This window comes from Sorangium sp. So ce117 (assembly GCF_051524395.1).
In the GTDB taxonomy this organism is placed as follows: Bacteria; Myxococcota_A; Polyangia; order Polyangiales; family Polyangiaceae; genus Sorangium; species Sorangium cellulosum_B.
Window position 1 is genome coordinate 12,871,413 of the sequence record NZ_CP150309.1, and the last position, 18,987, is coordinate 12,890,399.

Consider the following 18,987-nt stretch of genomic DNA (forward strand, 5'->3'; position numbering starts at 1 on the left):
CGGGCGCTTACCGCGTCGCACATCGCCGTTTCGCCGGCCGCTCCCCGCGGCGCACAGCGGGGCGGAAGACCCCATGGAACTCATGAGCAACTCCCTGAAGATCCCGATGCCCGGCGCCGCGCCGACGGACCTCGCGAGCCGGAGCAGGAGGCTCGGCTGGCGCGCGCGCGCCGATGCCGGGAGGGCCCGATCGTTCGTCGCCCTGCGCGGGCGCATGCTCGCGAGCCCGAGCCTGGCCGGGGCGCTCCATTTCATGCAGGTGGCGAACCGCCCATGGGAGCCCCATGAGCTCAGGGCGTGGCTCGACGATCACGTGATCGTTCCGGGGTGGATGATGGCCCCGCGCGCGGTGCGCGAGCCGGGCGCGGAGACCGTGGCGCTCCGCGAGCTGGACGAGCGGCCCGAGGCGGTCGCGGCGCTCACCGGGCGCGCGCGCCGGCGCGTGGGGAGCGCGCTGCTCGACTTCGTGGCACCGGACCCCGAGGGCAACTTTCTCCGTGCAGCGCTGTACAGCGCGCGCGTCCGCTGGGCCGTGGTGGGCGACCGATCCGGCTGGCTGCCGGCGCCGCGCGAGAGCGACTTCCTGAGCGACGTCGTGCTCAGCCTCTTCGCCGCGGCGATCCTCTCGAGCCCGGACATCTATCAGCGCCACATGACCGTCTGCTCGCACTGCGGGCGCGTCGCGTTCGCCCAGGAGGCGCGGCCGTCCACCGCGGCCTGCCCGCGCTGCGACGGAGAGGTGCGGTGGCGCATGCCCCCGGCGGGAGCGGGCAGGCGTCGCGGCGGCGGCGGGACCGGCGAAGAGCGCACATGAGCGTCGCCCGCGGCGCCTCGCCGGCGGGCGTCCCTGGTATAAGTTGTTGTAATTATTATTGTTTAATGACTCATGGCAGCGCGACGTACGCGACCGCCTGGTCCCTCAACCACGTGCGCTGCCGGCGCACGAAGGTGCGTGTGGCGCGCACGATGGCCGGCGCGAGCTCGTCGGCCGGCAGGCGCCCTTCCAGGTGCTCCCGCACCTGCCGGTAGCCGACGGAGCCCATCGCCCGCGCGTCGCCGTGGCCGCGGGAGAGGAGCGAGCGGACCTCCTCCACCCAGCCCTGCTCCAGCCACCCGGCGACGCGGGCCTCGATGCGGCGGTCGAGCTCGGCGCGGTCCCGGTGCACCGCGAGCAGGCGCGCGGCGTGCCGGCGCTCCCGGAAGCCGTGCTCCGCGTGCCACGCGCTCTGCGTCCGGCCCGAGCGCTCGTAGATCTCCAGCGCCCGGCTGACCCGCACGAGGTCGTTGGGCGCGAGGCGGGCCGCGCTCTCCGGATCCACGGCGGCGAGGCGCGCGTGGAGCGCGGCGCGCCCCTCGGCGTCGGCGATCGCGCGGTGGCGCGCGCGCGCCTCGGGATCGGCGGGCGGCGCGGGCGACAGGCCGAGCACGAGCGCCTTCACCCAGAGGAACGTGCCGCCGCAGACGACGGGGACCCGGCCGCGGCCGCGGATGTCGTCGATCGCCGCCTCAGCGAGCTCCGCGAAGCGCTGGGCGTCGATCGCCTGGAGCGGATCGACCGCGTCGACAAGGTGGTGCGGCGCGCGCGCCCGCTCGGCGGGGGTCGGCTTCCCGGAGCCGAGGTCGAACTCCCGGTAGATCTGCACGCTGTCGGCGCTCACCACCTCGCCGTCGAACCGCTCCGCGAGCCGGATGGCGAGCTCGGTCTTGCCGCTCGCCGTCGGGCCGACCACGACGAGCAGCTCACCCGGCGCCGGCGGCGCGATCGTCTCCCACGACGGCGGCGCGCCCGCGCCGGCGTCCGGGGCGAGCTCGAGCGCCGCCTCGCTCACCGCCTCCCCACGCGGTGCTCCAGCTCGGGCCAGCCGACGCGCATCACGATGGGCCGACCGTGCGGGCAGTGGCCGGCGAAGTCGACCTCGTCGAGCGCCGTGAGCAGCGCCCGCGCCTCCTCCGGCGCCACCGGGTCGCCCGCGCGCAGCGAGCCGTGGCAGGCCATCGTCGCGAGCGCGAGGTCGACCGCGCCCGAGAAGGCGCGCTCGCCCGAGTGGCTCAGCTCGTCCACGAGGTCGCGCACGAGGCGCTCGGGCGCCGCGCGGCGGAGCAGCGTCGGCACCGCGTGCACCGCGAGCTGCGCCGCGCCCGCCGGGCGCACGTCGAGCCCGAGCCGCGCGATCGCCTCCTGCGCCTCCTCGACGAGCGACACCTCCGCGGGGGCCGCCTGGACGATCACGGGGAAGAGCAGCTTCTGCGTGGCGACGTCGCGCCCGTCGAACGACGCGCGCAGGCGGTGGAACGTCACGCGCTCCGCCGCCGCGTGCTGATCGAGGAAGTAGATGCCGTCCGGCCCCTCGCACACGAAGAAGGTGTTGCGCACCTGGGCGAGGAACCGCAGCGACCCCCAGGAGACAACGCGCTCGGCTGCGGCGAGCACCGGCCCGCTGCCGGTCGGGTAGGGGACGGGCGGCGACCCCGGCGCGGGCGCCGGCGGCTCGCCCGGCCCGCCGCGCGCCGGGAAATCGAGCGCAGCGATGTCGGCCCACGCCCCGAGCTGCGCCGGCGCTGCCGGCCCGGCCGGCGCAGCGTGAGGGCGCGCCGGCGGGACCCCGCCGAGGTCGCCGCCGAGGCCCCATGGATCGCCCGGCGGCCCCTGCCGCTCGCCCGATGCGCCCGCGGCGGGCGTCGATGGACCTGCCGCAGGCGTCTCCGCCGCGGGGCCGCTCGACCAGACCCAGGCGTCTCCGGGCGGGGACGCCGCGTCCTCGAAGAGCTTGCCCTTGCGGCCCTGGAAGCCGCCGGGGGCAGGCGCGGGCAGGCCGAACGCCGCGGCCACCTGCGCGGCGACGATCTTGTAGAGCGCGTCGGCGACGGCGCGGCCGTCGGCGAAGCGGACTTCAGCCTTCTGGGGGTGGACGTTCACGTCCACGAGCTCGGCGGGCAGATCGATGAACACCGCGCCGATGGGGTACCGGCCCGGCTCGAGGACGCTGCCGTAGGCGAGCGCGATCGAGCGCGCCAGCGAGCGGTCGCGCACGTGCCGGCCGTTCACGAACATCCACAGCCAGCTGGCGCCCGAGCGGGCGCGCTCCGGCCGCGACACGAACGCCTCGACCGTGAGCGGCCCGCGCTGGCCCGCGCACGTCGCGAGCTCCTCGCCCGCGAGCATCGCGCGCGCCCGCTCCGCGCGGCTCGAGGTGCGCAGCCACTCCCGCGCGACGCGCCCGTCGCGCGAGAGGACCAGCGTCACGCCCGGCTCGCCGAGCGCGACCGCCTGCGCGATCTCGGACACGTGCGCCGACTCGGTGCCGACGGCGCGCAGGAACTTGCGCCGCGCGGGGACGTTGAAGAAGAGATCGCGCACCTCGACCACGGTGCCGGCGGCGCACCCGCAGGGGATGGCCTGCGCCGCGCCGCCGCCCTCGATCCGGATCTCCGTCCCCTCGGACTCGCCGTCGCGCCGCGTCCGCAGCGAGAAGCGGCTCACCGAGGCGATGCTCGGGAGCGCCTCGCCGCGGAAGCCGAAGCTCTGGATGCTGCGGAGGTCGTCGATCCGGGCGATCTTGCTCGTGGCGTGGCGGAGCACCGCGAGGGAGGCGTCCTCGCGGCTCATCCCGCGCCCGTCGTCCGCGACGCGCACCAGGCCGACGCCGCCCCCCTCGATGTCGACGCGGATGCGGCGCGCGCCCGCGTCGAGCGCGTTCTCGACGAGCTCCTTCACGACGCTCGCCGGCCGCTCGACCACCTCGCCCGCCGCGATCTGGTTGGCGAGGTCGTCCGGGAGGATGGCGACCCTCCGCTCCTCGGCCTGCGTGAGCGTCGATCGAGGATCCGCGCCGGCGATCCTCTCCGCGGTGCTCATGGCTCGTCGCCGGGGTCGACCGCCCGGGCGACCGCCTGGAAGTACATCTTGGTGCGCTCCCGCGTCAGCGCCACCGCGGCGGAGCCGAGGACGGCCAGCTCGAAGATCGCGAAGCGCACCCGCTCGGCGGTCCACCAGAGGCCGGTGTTCGTGAGGCCCGCGCGCTCGGGGATGTCCGGCGGAAGCAGCGCCCCCGCCTGCGCCACCATGTCGATCCAGGCGCCGCGGACGCCCCGCGTGAGCGCGTACTCGACCGCGGCGAAGGCCAGGTTGGCGATGAGGACCTGGAGGACGAAGCCGCGCGTGCCGGGCCGCCCGCCGAGCGCCAGCCCGCTCGCGACGACGAGCAGCCCGCCGAGGAGCAGCTTCCCGATGCTGAGGGGGAAGGAGACGTCCTGGTACAGGCTCAGCGCGCGCGCCTGCGCGGCCTCGAGCACGAGGAACGTGAACTGGAACGGATCCCCCTGGTCGCGCGCTTGCTCGGCCACGGCCATGACGTCAGGGGCCATGCCGGCGCGCAGGTACATGGCCGTCCCGCACCCGGCCATGAAGCCGCGCACGCCGATGAGCCAGGTGAGCAGCATGGTGGCCACCAGGTACCAGGGGCGCAGCGAGCGCGGGCGCGGAGGGCGGTGCGAGTCCACGTGGAGGAGGCTGGCGTGTAGCACGTTCTCCGATCTCGCGCGCTCTCTTCCTTACCTGCGGATCGCGGAGCGGGTAGCCTCCGGATCGCGAAGCGCCCGCGCGCCTGCGCGCCGGGACAGGTGGCGCGGTGCGGCGGGGCTGTACTAGAACTTCGAGGACGAGGTCCGGGTGGCGAAGAGCAAGAGCGAGCCGCGAACGAAGCGAACGAAGGGGACCGGAGCGCCCCAGCCCGACGGGGTGGCGAAGGCGGGGCTCCAGGCCGGAGCGGAGGACGAAGGCGCGGAGCTCCGGCCCGACTCGGACGCAGCCCCCCGGCCCGCCGCGAAGCGCCGCGCGCGCTCCACCGCGAAGGACGGCGGGCGCGCGGGCGGCGAGGCGCAGCCCGCGGAGAGCGACGACGAGGGCTCGCGCGAGGACGAGGGCTCGCGCGAGGATGACGACGAGGCGGACGGCGCGCCCGAGAGCGGCGCCGCGAGGGCGGGCGACGTCGACGAGGGCGATGTCGTGGAGGTCGTCGGCGAGGTGATCGACGACGCGGGCGTCGATCTGAACGACATCGAGCTGCCGCGCTCCGCGCGGGCCAGCGGCGGCGAGGGCCGCAGCGGCGGCGGCAGTGATGCCGCGCTGTCGCGCACGGACCCGCTGCAGGCTTACCTGCGCGAGGTGCAGCGCCACGCGCTGCTCACGCCGGACGAGGAGAAGGAGCTGACGATCAAGTACACGAAGACGCAGGACGTCGCGACCGCCGCGCGGCTCGTGACGGCGAACCTGCGGCTCGTGGTCAAGCTCGCGTACGAGTACCGGCGCGCCTACAAGAACATCATGGACCTCATCCAGGAGGGGAACATCGGCCTGATGCAGGCCGTGAAGCGCTACGACCCGTACCGCGGCGTGAAGCTCTCCTCGTACGCGGCCTGGTGGATCCGCGCGTACATCCTCCGCTTCATCCTCAACAACTGGCGCCTCGTGAAGCTCGGCACGACGCAGGCGCAGCGGAAGCTCTTCTTCAACCTCAACAAGGAGAAGGCGAAGCTCTCGGCGATGGGGATCGAGCCCACGGCGGCGGAGATCGCGAAGCGCCTGTCGGTCGAGGAGAAGGAGGTCGTCGACATGGACCGCCGCCTCGCGAGCGGCGAGGCCTCGCTCGACGCCCCGGTCGGCGACCTCGAGGGCCGGACGATCCCGCGCGTCGAGCTGCTCGTGTCGTCGGGGGCGAGCCCGGACACCGCGTACGAGGCGAGCGAGATGGGCAGGCTCGTCCACGATCGGCTCTCGAAGTTCCGCGAGACGCTGAAGGGCAAGGACGTGATCATCTTCGACAAGCGCATGGCCGCCGAGGATCCGCTCACGCTCCAGGAGCTCGGCAACGAGTTCGGCATCTCGCGCGAGCGCGTGCGCCAGCTCGAGGCGCGGCTCCAGTCCAAGCTGCGGACGTACCTCCAGGAGGAGCTCGGCGACGCCGTCGAGATGGACTAGGCCGTGTCGAGCGGCGGCGAGCAGGGCGGGTCGAGCGACCGCGGTTGCCTCTACGTGGTGGCGACGCCGATCGGCAACCTGGGCGACATCACGCTGCGCGCGGTCGAGACGCTGCGCGGGGCGGACCGGATCCTCGCGGAGGACACGCGGCGGGCCCGGGCGCTCCTCGGCCACCTCGGCGTCTCGGGCAAGCCGGTCGACCGGTTCGACGCGCACGCCTCGGAGGCGGACGCGGCGCGCGCGGCCGCGCGGCTCGCGGCGGGCGAGTCGATCGCCTTCATGACCGACGCCGGCACGCCGGTCGTGAGCGATCCGGGGACGGCGCTCGTGCGCGCGGCCACGGAGGCGGGGGCGCGCGTCGTGGCGATCCCCGGGCCGAGCGCGGTGATGGTGGCGGTGAGCGCGTCGGGGCTCGTGACGGGGGGCTTCCGCTTCGTCGGGTTCCTGCCCCGCGGCGGGCGCGAGCGGCGCGAGGCGCTGGCCCTCGTCACGTCGACGCCGGAGGCGGTTGTGCTGTTCGAGTCGCCGCGGCGCTTCAGCGAGACGCTGGCCGAGCTCGCCGAGCGGATGCCCGGGCGGCGCGCCGTCGTCGCGCGCGAGCTGACGAAGGTGCACGAGGAGATCCTGAGCGGCAGCGTGGAGGAGCTCGCGGCGATCGAGCGCGAGTGGCTCGGGGAGATCACGCTCGTGCTCGCGCCCGCGGCGCCGGCAGCGGAGGGCGCGCGCCCGAGCGACGAGGAGCTCGACGCGCGCATCGATCGGGAGCTCGCCCAGGGGAGGCGGGCGAAGCACATCGCCGAGGAGCTGTCGGTGGAGCTCGGGCTACCGCGGCGCGAAATCTACACGCGGGCGGTGGCGCGGCGGGGGGAGCCGCGCGGGTAGAGCGCTCACGTGTGCCGGCCCTGCCCTCGCGCCTTCAGCTCGTCGACGGCGTGCTTCACCTCCTGGGCCCGATCGCGCGGCACGATGAGCAGCGCGTCGTCGGTCTCGACCACCACGAGGCCCTCCACGCCGACGAGCGCGATCACCCGGCGATCGTCGGGCGCTGCGCGCGCGCGCAGATCGACCACGTGGTTGCCGTGCGCGTCGATCAGCACCGAGCCCGCGGGCGCGCTGTTGCCTCGCTCGTCCTTGTCGGCGAGCTCCCAGGCGCTCTGCCAGCTGCCCACGTCGCTCCAGCCGAAGTCGCCGGGCACGACGGCGAGCCCGGCGACGTGCTCCATCACGCCGTGATCGACGCTGATGGCCGGGAGGCCCGGGAACACCCGCAGGACGGCCTCCGCCTCGGCGCCCGGGCCCAGCGCGGCGGCGCGGTCGATCTCGTCGAGCCCCGCGGCGAGCGCCGGCAGGTGGGCGCGGATCGCGGCCAGCATGTCGCCCGCGCGGAAGATGAACATCCCCGCGTTCCAGAGGAAGCGGCCGCTCGCCACGAACTCCGCGGCGCGCTCGCGGCTCGGCTTCTCGACGAAGCGCCGCACGCGGCGGGGCTCCGCGGGCGCCGCGCCCTCCGCCCCGGCGGCCTCCTCCACCTCGATGTAACCGAAGCCCGTCTCCGGGTGCGTCGGGCGAACGCCGATCGTCGTGATCGCGCCGCCCTGGGCCGACGCGACGGCGGCCTTCAGCGCCTCGAGGAACCGCGGCACGTCGGCGATGTGGTGGTCGCTCGGGAGCACGACGACGACCGCCTCGGGGTCGTCGCGCGCGATGGTGGCGGCCGCCCAGCCGATGCACGGGGCCGTGTTGCGCGGCGCTGGCTCGACCAGCAGCCGCCGCTCGGACACCTCGGGCAGCGCCGCGCGGGTGGGCGCGACCAGGTGCTGGCCGGTCGCGATCCAGACGCGCTCCCAGCCCGCGCGCCCGCCGGGGGCGCACAGCGGGAGCACGCGGCGCGCCGTCGCGGCGAGCAGCGGCTCGCCGCCGAGCAGCGGCAAGAGCTGCTTCGGGCGCGCGGCGCGCGACGCCGGCCAGAAGCGGGTGCCCGCGCCGCCGGCGAGGATCAGGACGTGGATGGAGGGGTCGGTCGGGGTCATCGGCGCTTCTCCGCGGTCTGGACGTGCGGCTTGGACGTCGAAGAGGGTCGCACGGTTGCGGTGCGGCCGCCGAGGGTCGCTCAGGCGAGGCCGGGCAGCGCGCGCGCGTAGGCCACCATCGCGAGGCCGAGGGGGACGACCCACAGCGAGAGCGCGCCCACGCGCCGCCGCTCGGCGAGGGCGCGGAGCGCGGAGGCCGCCGCGGCGGCGCTCACGAAGGCGGCGAGGAGGCCGAGCGCCACGGCGCCCGCCCCTGGCGCCGGGCCGTGGAACGCGCGCGCCTCGGCGAGCGCCGAGACGAGCAGCGCGGGGAGGCTCAGCGCGAGCGCGAGCTCGACGGCGCGCGCGGGCCGGACGCCGAGCCAGAGCAGCACGACGAGCGCGGCCCCGACCCGCGACGCGCCGGGCAGCGCCGCGACCCCGTGCGCCGCGCCGGCCGCGAGGGCCCCGGCGATCGACGGCGCGTCGGTCTCGTCGCGGCCGTCACGCCACGGCGCGAGCGCGGTGCTCGCGAGCGCCGCGCCGGTGGCGAGCAGGCCGAGCCCCACCGCGAGCGGCGCGTCCCGCCACGGCGCGACGTACGGACGGAGCGCCGCCGCCACGATCAGGCTCACGGCGGCGCCCAGCGCGAGCCCCGCCGCGTCGCGCGCCGGCGGCGACGAGCTGAAGAGCGACGGCGTCGCGAGCGCCCGGAGGAGCCGCTGCCGCACGGCGAGCGCGAGCGCCGCCGCCGCCGCGAGCGCCTGCGCGGCGGCGACCCAGGCGTCGCCGTCGGCCGCGCGGAGCCAGAGCCGGGCCGCCGCGCCATGCCCGGTCGCCGAGATGGGCAGCGCCTGCGCCGCCCCCTGCACGGCCGCGAGCACCGTCACGTCAACGAGACCCACATCCGAGCGATATCCCAGCTCGGCGCGTCCTGTCGATCCCGAGCAGCAGCGCCGGCGAGGCCAGGGTCTGCCGGCTTGCCGCGGTTCAGCTTTTCACCTACATAACCACCCATGGATCCGACCCCTCTCGCCTGAAACGAGGGGGGCGAGCCGAGCGAGGTTCCGCCCGATGTTGATGGCCTACGCCAGCGTTGCCGCGTTCTTTCTGGTGGCGATCGGCTTCATGCTCGGCTCTATGCTGTTCGGGAGGCTGCTGCGCCCCAACAACATGTACGCCGAGAAGGTCGAGACGTACGAGTGCGGCGAAGCGCCTGTCGGGCCCGCGTGGTTCAACTTCAACCCGCGTTTTTACATCATCGCGCTCGTCTACATCATCTTCGACGTCGAGATAGCGTTCATCTACCCGGTCGCGGCCGTGTTCAAGCGCTGGGTGGACCAGGGCAACGGGCTCTTCGCGCTGATCGAGATCTTCCTCTTCGTGGCCATCCTGATGCTCGGCTTCGCCTATGTCTGGGTGAAGGGCGATTTCAACTGGATCCGCTCCATCAAGGGGGATCCGCGCGGGGCTCAGAACGTGAGCAGCCGGGCTCGACCGCGCGCGCCGCTCGCGGGCGCGGGCGGAGGCGCGCCGGCGGGCCTCCCGGGTCAGGCGGCGGCCGCCGAGGGAGGTGCGGAGTCATGACATCGAACCTGAACCTGATGGCCCCGCCCCGCGGGTGGGAAGCGAAGTACGAGAGCGACGGCGGCGGCGTCATCACGACGAGCGTCGATCAGACCGTCAACTGGCTGCTCAACTGGGGCCGGTCGAACAGCGTCTGGTACATGCTCTTCGGCCTGGCCTGCTGCGCCATCGAGCTCATGCAGACCGGCGGCCCCCGCGGCGATCTCGAGCGCTTCGGGGCCGCGCCGCGGCCGAGCCCCCGGTCGAGCGACCTGTTCATCATCGCGGGGACGCTGACGTACAAGATGGCGACCCGCGTGAGGCGCCTCTATGACCAGATGTCGGAGCCGCGCTTCGTCATCTCGATGGGCAGCTGCTCGAACTGCGGGGGCCTCTTCCAGTACGCCTACTCGGTCTGCAAGGGCGTGGACCAGATCATCCCGGTCGACGTCTACGTGCCCGGCTGCCCCCCGCGCCCCGAGGCGCTGCTCGAAGGGCTCCTCAAGATCCAGGAGAAGATCAAGAGCGAGCGGGCCCTCGGCCGCCGCGGCGGCGCTCACGAAGGCGGCTGAGCCCACTCCTCTCGACACCTCCCGGATCTCCCATGTCACCCGAAGCTATCTTCCAGGCGCTCCAGGCGAAGCTCGGCGAAGACGCGGTCTTCGACTTCCACCCCGTGTCTCCGAAAGATCGCGACGCCTGGCTCCAGGTCGCGCCCGCGAAGATCGAGCCCGTGTGCCGGCTCCTGCGCGAGGCGCCGGAGCTCGATTTCGATTATCTGGAGTGCATCACCGGGGTCGACTATCCCGATCTCAAGAAGATCGTCGTCGTCTATCATATCTACTCGTACGCGAAGAAGCACCGGGTCGTCCTGAAGGTGTTCCTCGACCGGGAGAGCCCCGCGCTGTCGACGCTCGTCGACGTGTGGTCGGCGGCGAACTGGCAGGAGCGGGAGTGCTTCGACCTGCTCGGCGTGCGCTTCGAGGGGCACCCGGATCTCCGCCGCCTGCTCCTGCCCGACGACTGGGAGGGGCACCCGCTGCGCAAGGACTGGCAGGAGAAGGCCGAGTACCGCGGCATCCCGACGCAGCGGCCGAACCCCGTCGAGCTCTTCAAGATCAAGCTCCCGAAGAAGGACGCGGAGGCGTCATGAGCCAGGTCATCTTCAGCGTCGACCGCGGGGGCGCGGAGCCGGGCGCCGAGATGGAAGACGAGATGACCCTCAACATGGGGCCTCATCACCCGTCGACCCACGGCGTGCTCCGCTTCATCATCTCGACGGACGGCGAGATCATCCGGAAGGCGGTGCCGGACGTCGGCTACCTGCACCGGAGCATCGAGAAGATCGGCGAGCGCTGCACGTACAGCGGCTTCATGCCGTACACGGATCGCGTCGACTACATCGCCGCGATGTTCGCCAACGAGGCCTGGGCGAGCGCCTGCGAGAAGCTGATGGGCATCGAGGTGCCGAAGCGGGCGCAGTACCTCCGCGTCATCTCTTGCGAGCTCAACCGGATCGGGAGCCACATGATCGCGCTCGGCGCGATGGCGATGGACGTCGGCGCGGTCACGCCCTTCCCGTGGGCGCTGCGAGAGCGGGAGTACATCAACGACTTCATCGAGGAGCTGTGCGGCGCGCGGCTCACCTTCAATTACCACCGCATCGGCGGCGTGTCGTTCGACATGCCGAAGGGGTGGGCCGACAAGGTGAGGTACTGGCTCGACCGCTTCGAGCCGATCATGGTCGAGTTCGACCGGCTCATCAGCCTGAACGACATCTTCATCAAGCGCCTCGCCAACGTCGCCGTGGTCACGGCCGAGGAGGCGAAGGACTGGGGGCTCGTCGGCCCCAACCTGCGCGGGTCCGGCGTGAAATGGGATCTCCGCAAGGAGGACGCCTACTCGGTCTACCCCGAGATCGAGTTCGACGTCCCCGTGGGCCGCGGGCGCTACGGGACCGTGGGAGACTGCTGGGACCGGTTCTACGTCCGTGTCGAGGAGTGCCGCGAGTCGGCGAAGATCCTCAGCCAGGCGCTCGACAAGATCGACGAGCACCCCGAGGACGACATCCTGGGCAAGCTGCCGAAGAAGATGCGGCCCGACGGGGAGGCGTACGCTCGCATCGAGAGCGCCCGCGGCGACATGGGCTGTTATGTCATCGGGCGTGGCGCGGAGGAGGCCTATCGGGCGCGCTTCCGGACAGGGAGCTTCACCGCGATGGCGATGATCGAGGCCAAGAGCCCCGGGCTGTTCCTCGCCGATCTCGTCGCGCTCATCGCGAGCTTCGACGTCGTGGCGCCCGAGATCGACCGGTAGAGCACCGATCACGCCGCGAGAACCCGAGAGAAATCGACAGGGAGACCGGGAGGCGGAGGGATAGAGAAAGAGAGCGCTCCCCTCGCGCGGGCGCTGTCATTCGTGCGCGTAGCGGAAGTCCGGGAACCGACACTCGCCGTCGACGCACGCCCACGCGCCGGCATCGCTGGGCAGGTACAGGGGGCAGTCCGCGGGGGTGGAGCACTCGATGGGTGTGCTCGTGCAATACGGCAGCTCCACGCGGCGCGACGCGGACTCGTTGCATAGGAGGCCGGCGCCGCACGGATCGAACGTCGGCTCGACGATCGTGCACAGCTTCGCGCACGACGCGGTGCACTCGCCATCAGAGCAATAGGCCTCCTTCGGCGTGCAGCGCCCGACCTCCTCGGCTGCCGGCGACTGTAGGCACTCGCGGTGCGTCGTGCATGAATTGGAGCTGCACGAGCAGAGCCCCGTCCCGAGCGCGGCGACCGCCGCGAACGTCACGAGGCGCGGGAACCAGGTGCGCAGATGCTTGCTTACCATGAGACGTCCTCGCGATCGTTGTGCATGCTTGTTTTCGTGGATCGGATCGTCCAGCCATCGCCGTCCTCTGCAGTGAAGACCCGCAGATCGAAGCCATCGTAATGGACGAAGCGCACTCGCGTGGGCGCTGGTCGATCCGCGATGAGCCTCACCCCGCTCGTGCGGGGCAGCGTCGGCCGCGAATAGCTGGGAGGCGCGGGCGCGCCGCGCCAGTTGAACTCGATCTTGGCCTGGCTGAGCACCTCGACACGCTCGCCGCAGCCGACGATGCGCGCGAGCTCGAAGACGTCATCGTCACCGCACCGCTCGACCGCGCCGAGCACGGGCTCCAGGCCGTCCCCGCCATGGACCACTGCGAACGTCGTCACGTCGCACGAGAGCGGGAGTTGCTCGGCGACGAACGAGCCGCCCGCGCGGCGGAGCGCGTGAACACGGCGCGGAGCGTCCCCTGCCTCCGGCGGGTACAGGCCGACGCCGAGCGCGAAGAGTTCGCATCCGTCCGGCACGAAGCTCGTAAGATGGTCGTACCCGATGTGCGGCTTGAGGGCCCCGATGAGCTCCTGAGGAACGTCGATGCGCGCCTCGATGGACGAGGCTGCTGCGGCCGCGCTCGCAGGCGTGAGCGCAAGCATGGTGAGAAACTCGCCTCGCTGGAACGCTACCTCGATACCTCCGGCGTCGAGGGGCGCGGTCGCCGCGAGGATATCGGAGGCACGCAGCGAGCTCATGTACGGCATGAGGAAGGAGAGGTCGATACGCTCCCAGGCGCCCCGGAAGCGGGCAACCGCGATCGCCCCCTCGTTGGACGAGACGATCGCGGGGCGTTCCTCTCCCGGTATCGGGATCGCATAGAGGTAGGGGTTCGGCGGCAGCGCGGGAAGCACATCCTCCCACGCTGCCGGACCGAACCCCCCTCCTTGCTGCCCGAGCGCGATCCAGTTTCCGCACGCGGGGTCCAGGATCAGCACGTCGTCGAGGCCGTCCGCGTTCACGTCATGGGAGGCAAGCGCCACCGGAAATCGCTTGCACCCTCCCTGATCCGGGGCGGACAGGGCGGTGATGGCCGGGCCAGGCTCTAGCGTGACGATCTCGACGGTCTGCAGCCCGTGCACCGCCGTCACGAAGGCCGCTTTCCGCGCAGGCAGCCACGCCAGGTCGACGCTCCGATGGATGAGCGGTCCGCCACCGCTCACCTCAACGTCGTGCCCGGTCGACGCACACCCTCCCGCGCCGAGACACAGCGCTGCGACGAGCCTCACCGAGCCGTAATGCCGCGACCTTCGCCCACGCACGTGAACCATCTGTAACCCTTTATCTCCTCACATCGCCGGCCGTATCCGGATTCGCCCACTCCGTATAGTCCTGCGCGGCAGCGCCTGCATCCTCGACCGAGTAGCCGATGTGCCGCCGCCGGGACAGGACTTGCTGGCCGTCCGAGATAGATTCTATCGAGAAGGCGAACACGTAGCGCGGCTCGATTGTACCCTCGCTGTTGTCCGGCATCACATACATCGGCTCCTCCCAGTGCACGCGGGCGGTCGGCCACTCCTGCATGAACCGCGCCTTGATCGTCTCGGTGTCCACCCTCCGCGTCAGCATCCTGGACTGCCCGAGCGGGATCTCGCCGGCGGGCGAAAACTCGGAGGCCATCTCCGCTACGAGGAGTTCCCCGCAGGAATGCACCGTGAATAGCCCGTTCTTGAGGGGCTTCAGGGCGGCTTGGGATGACAGGAGGTCGCTTCTTTGACGAAGCGCGCGGGCTCCACGCGTTCCTAGGCATGGATGGGCACCGCTCTGGTCATCTTCAGATGAAGTGGCAGCGAGGGGAGGCGCGGCGGGCGGTGAGGGGCCGGCGGCCATTTCCTACTGCCGGGACGTCACGGCCCTCGTCGATCCAGGCCAAGAGCCCCGGGCTGTTCCTGGCCGACGTCGTGGCGCTCATCGCGAGCTTCGACGGCGTGGCGCCCGAGATCGACCGGTGAGCGGGGCCAGATCGAACGCCCCTGTCTCCACGGGTCGAGCCTGCCGCAGTGGTCGGTGTCGCCGTATCCCGAGGGGATGAGGTAGGCCAGCTCACTTGGGGCTTGGCATTCGCGCGAACTCGATCAGGGGCGCACGACCCGTGAATTGACGGCGCCCTCGAAGACCCCGAGCCCCGGTCGCACGCGGGGCCCGGCCGAGCGCGGCGCGGCCTCGATCGAGAGGCCGCCCTCGGGGGTCACGTTGACGCGGCACTCCGCGCCGACGTCGAGCGTCTGCGAGAGCTCCTCCCAGGCTGCCTCCACGCCACGCCGAACCTTGTAGTCCAGTATCTCGAGCAGGCCGAGACCCAGGACCTCATAGTACCAATCGGAGTCCGCATCGACCTCGAGGTTGCTCGTGACGATGCTGAGCGCGCCGTCAGCGCACACGAAATCAAGATCGAAATCGACGTCCACCTCGGGGTCGGGCAGCCATGTGCTGTAGGCCAGATCGAGGTCGACGTGGGCCGTCGTGCACTCGGCTTCGCCCGCCGGGCAGCCGCGGGTGATCTCCACGGCAGGGCCGTACAGGTTACCCCAGTACAGGTCCTCCCCGTGCAGCGAGTCACCGACCAGGGCCTCGACCCGGCTCACCAGCTCCTCGTTGGGGATGCCGAACGCCAGCAGAAACTGGGCGGCGGTGTGATTGTAGCCCGCCCAGGCCGGGTGGGCGCGTAGCTCCGCATGGCTGACGGTGAGCGTCGGGGAATGGCCGCTGTCCGTGTCGAGCCAGTGGCAGCTGGACGCAGCCCCGAAGTCGCGATCGAAGACCTCCATGCCGTTCACCAGGAGCGAGAAGCCCTGCACGCAGAGGGCGTCATCGCCCTCCTTGGACAGGGTGATCTGCGTGATGTCCCCGATGTCGTCGATGGAGTCGAGGTTCAGGTCATACGTGAACGTGCTGCCGCGTTCGAAGTCGTCACGCCCGTAGTCCATGTACGTGATGTTGCCGGACGGCACGGCGCCGCCGTTCAGACGCGCGAACACCGCGTCATCCGTGTTGGCGTCGCTGCGATCGGCCACGCGCACCTCGAGCTGCGCCCGCCAGACGCGAAACCCCCGGCTGTCGCGCGAGAACGCGCAGCGCTCCGGCGAGAAGCGCTGGCCGTACTGGTTGTACGCGCGCACACGATAGCAATAGGACGTATCCGGGGTGAGGCCCGAATCGGTGAAATTAGCTGTCACGCCAGAGCTCAGGGCGCCAAAGCTGCGCCGCGTTACCCAGCTGGTCGAGCCCCCGCCGCGCCGCTGCAGTTGATAGCCCGTTTCGTAGGGCGAAGAATCGCGGAAGGACAGCGCCACCGTCGTCGCGGTGCGCGCGCCGACGCTGATACCGGAAGGTGCCGCGGGCGGTTGTGTCGAGGGATCGACAGGGTCGAGCACCGGCCCGCCCTCGCCGGGCGGCGGCAAGGGGGGCAGGGCAAACGCGGTGCCCGTGAGGCTCAGCGCCGCGAGCATCAATCCCAGCGTGCGCGCAGCACGCCGTCCCTCCCGTGCTGACATGATGGAAACCGATCGGCTGACGTGCTGGTTCGAGAGCATGACGTAGTCCCCTTCTTTCGAGGATCGCCTCGTGCGACGCGAGAAGACCGTCCCGCTCCCCGTCGGCAACCTGGGCGATGCGATGCTCGCTGCTCATGCAAGCTCGAGACCAGCGAGCGTTGCGGCGCCGACACGCCACGTCTGAACGAGCTTTCGCGGAGTCTCAATCCTCGCTTGCGGGCAGAGGCGGAGGCGGCGGCAGCGCGCGGGGGGGCTCGAGGCGCGTCGGCTCCGCCTTGCAGGCGATGGTGCGGCCATCGCAGCCACAGACGTTACCGCCCAGATCCTCGTAGACCGCCGGGGAGCGCTCATCGACGTACCTCACGAGGTCGAGCGGCTCGCACGTGAAGGTCGTCGACGCGAGCCGCACCGTCGCGCCGACGTTGTAGATGCCGGCCGCGGTGCTCCGCTCGATCACGCTGTCCCGGACGAGGGCGTCCGCCTGCCCCGTCTCGTTGTTGTAGGCGATGATGCCGTAGCCGTAACCGTCCCCGCCGTCGAGCGTGCGCCCCAGGGTGTCCGTGATCGTCGTCGAGTCGATGGTCGCGTCCGAGTCGCTGAGGAAGAGGCCGCCGTCCCTGCTCGACTCGATAAGGACATTGCGCAGGTGAGCGCTCGCGCGCTCGCCGAGGTCGGGCAGCGACTGGACATTGACGCCCCGGCCGACTTCCTCGTTCGACGGCAGCGGCCTCGTGTCGCGCACCACGGTCGAGTCCAGGGTCGCGTCGGCCCCGAAGACGGCGATCCCGATCCCGTAACTGCCTTCCACCGCGCTGCCGCGCACCTGGGCGCTCGAGCGCCGCTGATCGTGCGCGATCTCGATCCCCGCGCCGTAGTCGGGCGCGCCGGGGACGATCTCCCGCACGAGGAGGCCATCGATCTCGACGTCGGAGCCGTTGATGACGACCCCCCTCTCGCGGCTCCGCTCGACAAGGACGTGCCGCAGCGCCACGAGGGCGGGACGGCCGTCGACGCGGCTCGGCTCGGTGTAGAGGCCCATGCCATGGCCCGGATCGCCCTCTGTCAGCACCAGACCCGTGTCGCGCACGACCGTCGCCTCGATGGTCGCCTCTGCGCCGATCATCGCGATGGCGGCGGTGTGGTTCCGCTCCAGGACGCTGCCCCGGACCGTGAGGGTCCCCGGATCGAAGTTCGGGATATGGGTCGCCGTGAGCCCGGTGCCCGGCAGCTCCGCCGCGAGCCAGGCGACGTCGCGGACGACGCTGTCCTCGACGACGCCGTCCGCTCCGGAGAACCTGAACCCGAGCCCCCCGACGCGCTCGATAACGACGGATCGCGCCGTCACGCTCGCGCGGCGCTCGAACGACTCGACCTGCATCGCGATCGCATGGCCGTAGAACGGGTGCCCTCGGTCTCCGGTGGCGAGATCGATATCGCGCAGGACCGTGCCCTCCAGCGTCACGGCGGCGTCCGCCACGACCATGCCCGCGCCCGTTGTGTGCTCCACGAGCGCCCCGCGCACGGTCAGGCTCGTTTCGGAGTTCAGGCCTGCGGCGAGGAGGCCGATGTCGCTCGTGTCGTGGATCCAGACCCGCTCGACAAGGACATCGCGCGCGTTCGCCACGCCGAGGCCCATGCCCTGCCCGCGGATCGCGAGGTCGTGGATCTCCGTGGCGCTCGCGCCCCTGTCGATCTGGACGGCGATCGCCGAGGGCGGCCCGACGAGCTCGACGCGCGCGGGGCACCGGCCCCAGAGCCGCACGGGCTGCCCTGAGATCAGCAGCTCTTCGGCGTAGCTGCCCTCCGCGATCGCGATCAGGGCGCCCTCGGCCGCGCGGTCGATCGCGTCCTGGATCGTCGTCCACGGTCTGGCCTCCGTGCCGTCGCTGTCCGCCCCGGCATAGGCCGCGTCGACGAACTCGGTCGTCTCATCGATCGGCGCGCCGCCCCACGGGCCCGCCCCGCACGGAGCGACCTCGCGCCACGCCGCCTCGCCGGGGACGGCCATCTGCCCTGACGGGCCCGCCTCCGCCGGCAGCACGGGCACGCAGCCCTGCGCTCCGTCGGGCGTGAAGCCGCTCCCGCACCGCCCGGGCGGGACCCCCGCCGGCTCGCAGCTCGCGCCGGTCTCCACCGCGCCCGGCGGGCACGGGAACGTGGGCCCGGCGTCCGTCCCTGCGCCGTCGTCGGGTTCAAGGCGCTGTACGCACGCAGTGAGCAGCGCGATCTGCAGGAGAGAGAGGGCGAGCCGGTCTAGACGCATGGTGCTTCGGTGCCTCGCGGGAACGATACGCGCTCCTCGTCCCCGAGGCGCCCTCGGAGACCTGCGTGCGCATGTTGAGCGAAACCTCGCTCACTTGGGCGCGTAGTTGCGCATCGAGGGCAGCATCGTGGGGATGCCGCCCGCGCCCCGGGCGCCGCTCCGCCGGTCCCGGGCTGCGGTCGTGAGCTCGGGCCCCGCGGCATGCGCGTTGCTTGAAGTGAAGGAACGCGAGCCTCGGGGCTGGAGCGGCGCCGGAAGGCACGCTCGCTGTCCGGCTCGACGATCACGGGGTGTCACAGGCGACATGCCGCCTTGGACCTCAAGGACTCTTCGGAGCGCATCCGAGAGGGCGCGCGCGGTCGTTCGCGAATCCTCGCGAGCGACCGCGCGCGTCGATACGTAGTCAACGTCTGTAAGGAGATTGCCATGCTCACCATCCAGAATACCGAGTCGATGATCGAGACGCAGACGACCGCCGGCGCGACCGACGTCGTCGACACGAAGGCCGGCGTGCAGCGTCTCGAGCTCACCCTCAAGAAGATCAGCGAGAAGAGCAACGAGACGCTCCAGGCCGTCCCGCTGAGCTCCGCCTGTACGAGCGGGTGCTTCTCCTCGGTCAGCTCGATCAGCGTCTCGTCGAACTCGTCCTTCGACAGCCTCGACGAGGGGCAGCTCGAGAGCGTCATCCGCATGCACGACAAGGCGATCGACGTCATGGGCCAGGACGCCCTCGTCTCGGCCGCGATCGCCAAGGGCGTCGAGCTCGGCGCCGACAAGAAGTGAACCCGTAGGCGCACCCTGGGCGGC

General features: G+C 71.9%; 19 protein-coding genes. 9 read left to right on the top strand and 10 right to left on the bottom strand.

Annotated features, from left to right (window positions below; all coding sequences use genetic code 11):
* Window positions 1-82 precede the first annotated feature (82 nt).
* Window positions 83-814, top strand: coding sequence for a hypothetical protein (locus tag WMF46_RS48380; RefSeq protein WP_437983440.1), 732 nt, complete (start codon window positions 83-85; stop codon window positions 812-814).
* 70 nt (window positions 815-884) lie between these two features.
* On the opposite strand, the gene miaA is transcribed toward WMF46_RS48380, so the two are convergent.
* The 3 genes from miaA to WMF46_RS48395 form a co-directional block, all read right to left on the bottom strand.
* Entirely contained in the window at window positions 885-1,763 is an 879-nt protein-coding gene (miaA, locus tag WMF46_RS48385; RefSeq protein ID WP_437988022.1) for a tRNA (adenosine(37)-N6)-dimethylallyltransferase MiaA, read from the bottom strand.
* Window positions 1,764-1,825: 62 nt separating this feature from the next.
* The gene (gene mutL, locus WMF46_RS48390) at window positions 1,826-3,856 is read right to left on the bottom strand and encodes a DNA mismatch repair endonuclease MutL (RefSeq protein WP_437983441.1); all 2,031 of its coding nucleotides are present in this window, start codon (window positions 3,854-3,856) and stop codon (window positions 1,826-1,828) included.
* Window positions 3,853-4,524: a hypothetical protein gene (locus tag WMF46_RS48395; protein WP_437547952.1), complete on the bottom strand. Its 672-nt coding sequence runs from the start codon at window positions 4,522-4,524 to the stop codon at window positions 3,853-3,855. Before WMF46_RS48395 ends, mutL begins: the two co-directional genes overlap by 4 nt.
* 145 nt (window positions 4,525-4,669) lie before the next feature.
* Between WMF46_RS48395 and WMF46_RS48400 the strand changes: the two genes are divergently transcribed.
* Window positions 4,670-5,977: an RNA polymerase factor sigma-32 gene (locus tag WMF46_RS48400; protein WP_437983442.1), complete on the top strand. Its 1,308-nt coding sequence runs from the start codon at window positions 4,670-4,672 to the stop codon at window positions 5,975-5,977.
* A gap of 3 nt (window positions 5,978-5,980) precedes the next feature.
* Entirely contained in the window at window positions 5,981-6,859 is an 879-nt protein-coding gene (gene rsmI, locus WMF46_RS48405; protein WP_437983443.1) for a 16S rRNA (cytidine(1402)-2'-O)-methyltransferase, read from the top strand.
* Window positions 6,860-6,864: 5 nt separating this feature from the next.
* On the opposite strand, the gene WMF46_RS48410 is transcribed toward rsmI, so the two are convergent.
* A complete protein-coding gene (locus tag WMF46_RS48410; protein WP_437983444.1) occupies window positions 6,865-8,007 on the bottom strand; it encodes a mannose-1-phosphate guanylyltransferase in 1,143 nt (380 codons plus the stop codon).
* A gap of 80 nt (window positions 8,008-8,087) precedes the next feature.
* Window positions 8,088-8,891, bottom strand: coding sequence for an undecaprenyl-diphosphate phosphatase (locus WMF46_RS48415; RefSeq protein ID WP_437983445.1), 804 nt, complete (start codon window positions 8,889-8,891; stop codon window positions 8,088-8,090).
* Between the two features lie 169 nt (window positions 8,892-9,060).
* On the opposite strand from WMF46_RS48415, the gene WMF46_RS48420 reads away from it, so the two are divergent.
* Genes WMF46_RS48420 through WMF46_RS48435 form a run of 4 tightly spaced genes read left to right on the top strand, consistent with a single transcriptional unit; the run spans window position 9,061 to window position 11,868 of the window.
* Complete coding sequence (locus WMF46_RS48420) at window positions 9,061-9,573, top strand: NADH-quinone oxidoreductase subunit A (RefSeq protein WP_437983446.1); 513 nt, start codon at window positions 9,061-9,063, stop codon at window positions 9,571-9,573.
* Complete coding sequence (gene nuoB / locus WMF46_RS48425) at window positions 9,570-10,124, top strand: NADH-quinone oxidoreductase subunit NuoB (RefSeq protein WP_437983447.1); 555 nt, start codon at window positions 9,570-9,572, stop codon at window positions 10,122-10,124. The genes WMF46_RS48420 and nuoB overlap by 4 nt, the downstream gene beginning before the upstream one ends.
* Before the next feature lie 32 nt (window positions 10,125-10,156).
* Window positions 10,157-10,705: an NADH-quinone oxidoreductase subunit C gene (locus WMF46_RS48430; protein ID WP_437983448.1), complete on the top strand. Its 549-nt coding sequence runs from the start codon at window positions 10,157-10,159 to the stop codon at window positions 10,703-10,705.
* On the top strand, window positions 10,702-11,868 hold the full coding sequence (locus WMF46_RS48435; protein ID WP_437983449.1) for an NADH-quinone oxidoreductase subunit D: 1,167 nt from the start codon (window positions 10,702-10,704) through the stop codon (window positions 11,866-11,868). Before WMF46_RS48430 ends, WMF46_RS48435 begins: the two co-directional genes overlap by 4 nt.
* Window positions 11,869-11,964: 96 nt before the next feature.
* On the opposite strand, the gene WMF46_RS48440 is transcribed toward WMF46_RS48435, so the two are convergent.
* From WMF46_RS48440 to WMF46_RS48450, 3 genes are all read right to left on the bottom strand, one after another.
* Window positions 11,965-12,393 (bottom strand): hypothetical protein, encoded by a 429-nt coding sequence (locus WMF46_RS48440; RefSeq protein WP_437983450.1) that lies wholly within the window; start codon window positions 12,391-12,393, stop codon window positions 11,965-11,967.
* Window positions 12,387-13,514 (bottom strand): hypothetical protein, encoded by a 1,128-nt coding sequence (locus tag WMF46_RS48445; protein WP_437983451.1) that lies wholly within the window; start codon window positions 13,512-13,514, stop codon window positions 12,387-12,389. Before WMF46_RS48445 ends, WMF46_RS48440 begins: the two co-directional genes overlap by 7 nt.
* 190 nt (window positions 13,515-13,704) lie before the next feature.
* Window positions 13,705-14,043 carry a hypothetical protein gene (locus WMF46_RS48450; protein WP_437983452.1) on the bottom strand — a complete coding sequence of 113 codons (339 nt, stop codon included), beginning with the start codon at window positions 14,041-14,043 and terminating at the stop codon, window positions 13,705-13,707.
* A gap of 158 nt (window positions 14,044-14,201) precedes the next feature.
* On the opposite strand from WMF46_RS48450, the gene WMF46_RS48455 reads away from it, so the two are divergent.
* Window positions 14,202-14,375 carry a hypothetical protein gene (locus tag WMF46_RS48455; RefSeq protein ID WP_437983453.1) on the top strand — a complete coding sequence of 58 codons (174 nt, stop codon included), beginning with the start codon at window positions 14,202-14,204 and terminating at the stop codon, window positions 14,373-14,375.
* A gap of 123 nt (window positions 14,376-14,498) precedes the next feature.
* On the opposite strand, the gene WMF46_RS48460 is transcribed toward WMF46_RS48455, so the two are convergent.
* Together WMF46_RS48460 and WMF46_RS48465 are read right to left on the bottom strand one after the other, a co-directional pair.
* On the bottom strand, window positions 14,499-15,956 hold the full coding sequence (locus tag WMF46_RS48460) for a fibronectin type III domain-containing protein (protein ID WP_437983454.1): 1,458 nt from the start codon (window positions 15,954-15,956) through the stop codon (window positions 14,499-14,501).
* A 163-nt stretch (window positions 15,957-16,119) separates the two neighbouring features.
* Window positions 16,120-18,180, bottom strand: coding sequence for a hypothetical protein (locus WMF46_RS48465; protein WP_437983455.1), 2,061 nt, complete (start codon window positions 18,178-18,180; stop codon window positions 16,120-16,122).
* A 426-nt stretch (window positions 18,181-18,606) separates the two neighbouring features.
* Between WMF46_RS48465 and WMF46_RS48470 the strand changes: the two genes are divergently transcribed.
* Window positions 18,607-18,963 (top strand): hypothetical protein, encoded by a 357-nt coding sequence (locus tag WMF46_RS48470; RefSeq protein WP_437983456.1) that lies wholly within the window; start codon window positions 18,607-18,609, stop codon window positions 18,961-18,963.
* The last annotated feature ends 24 nt before the right edge of the window (window positions 18,964-18,987 follow it).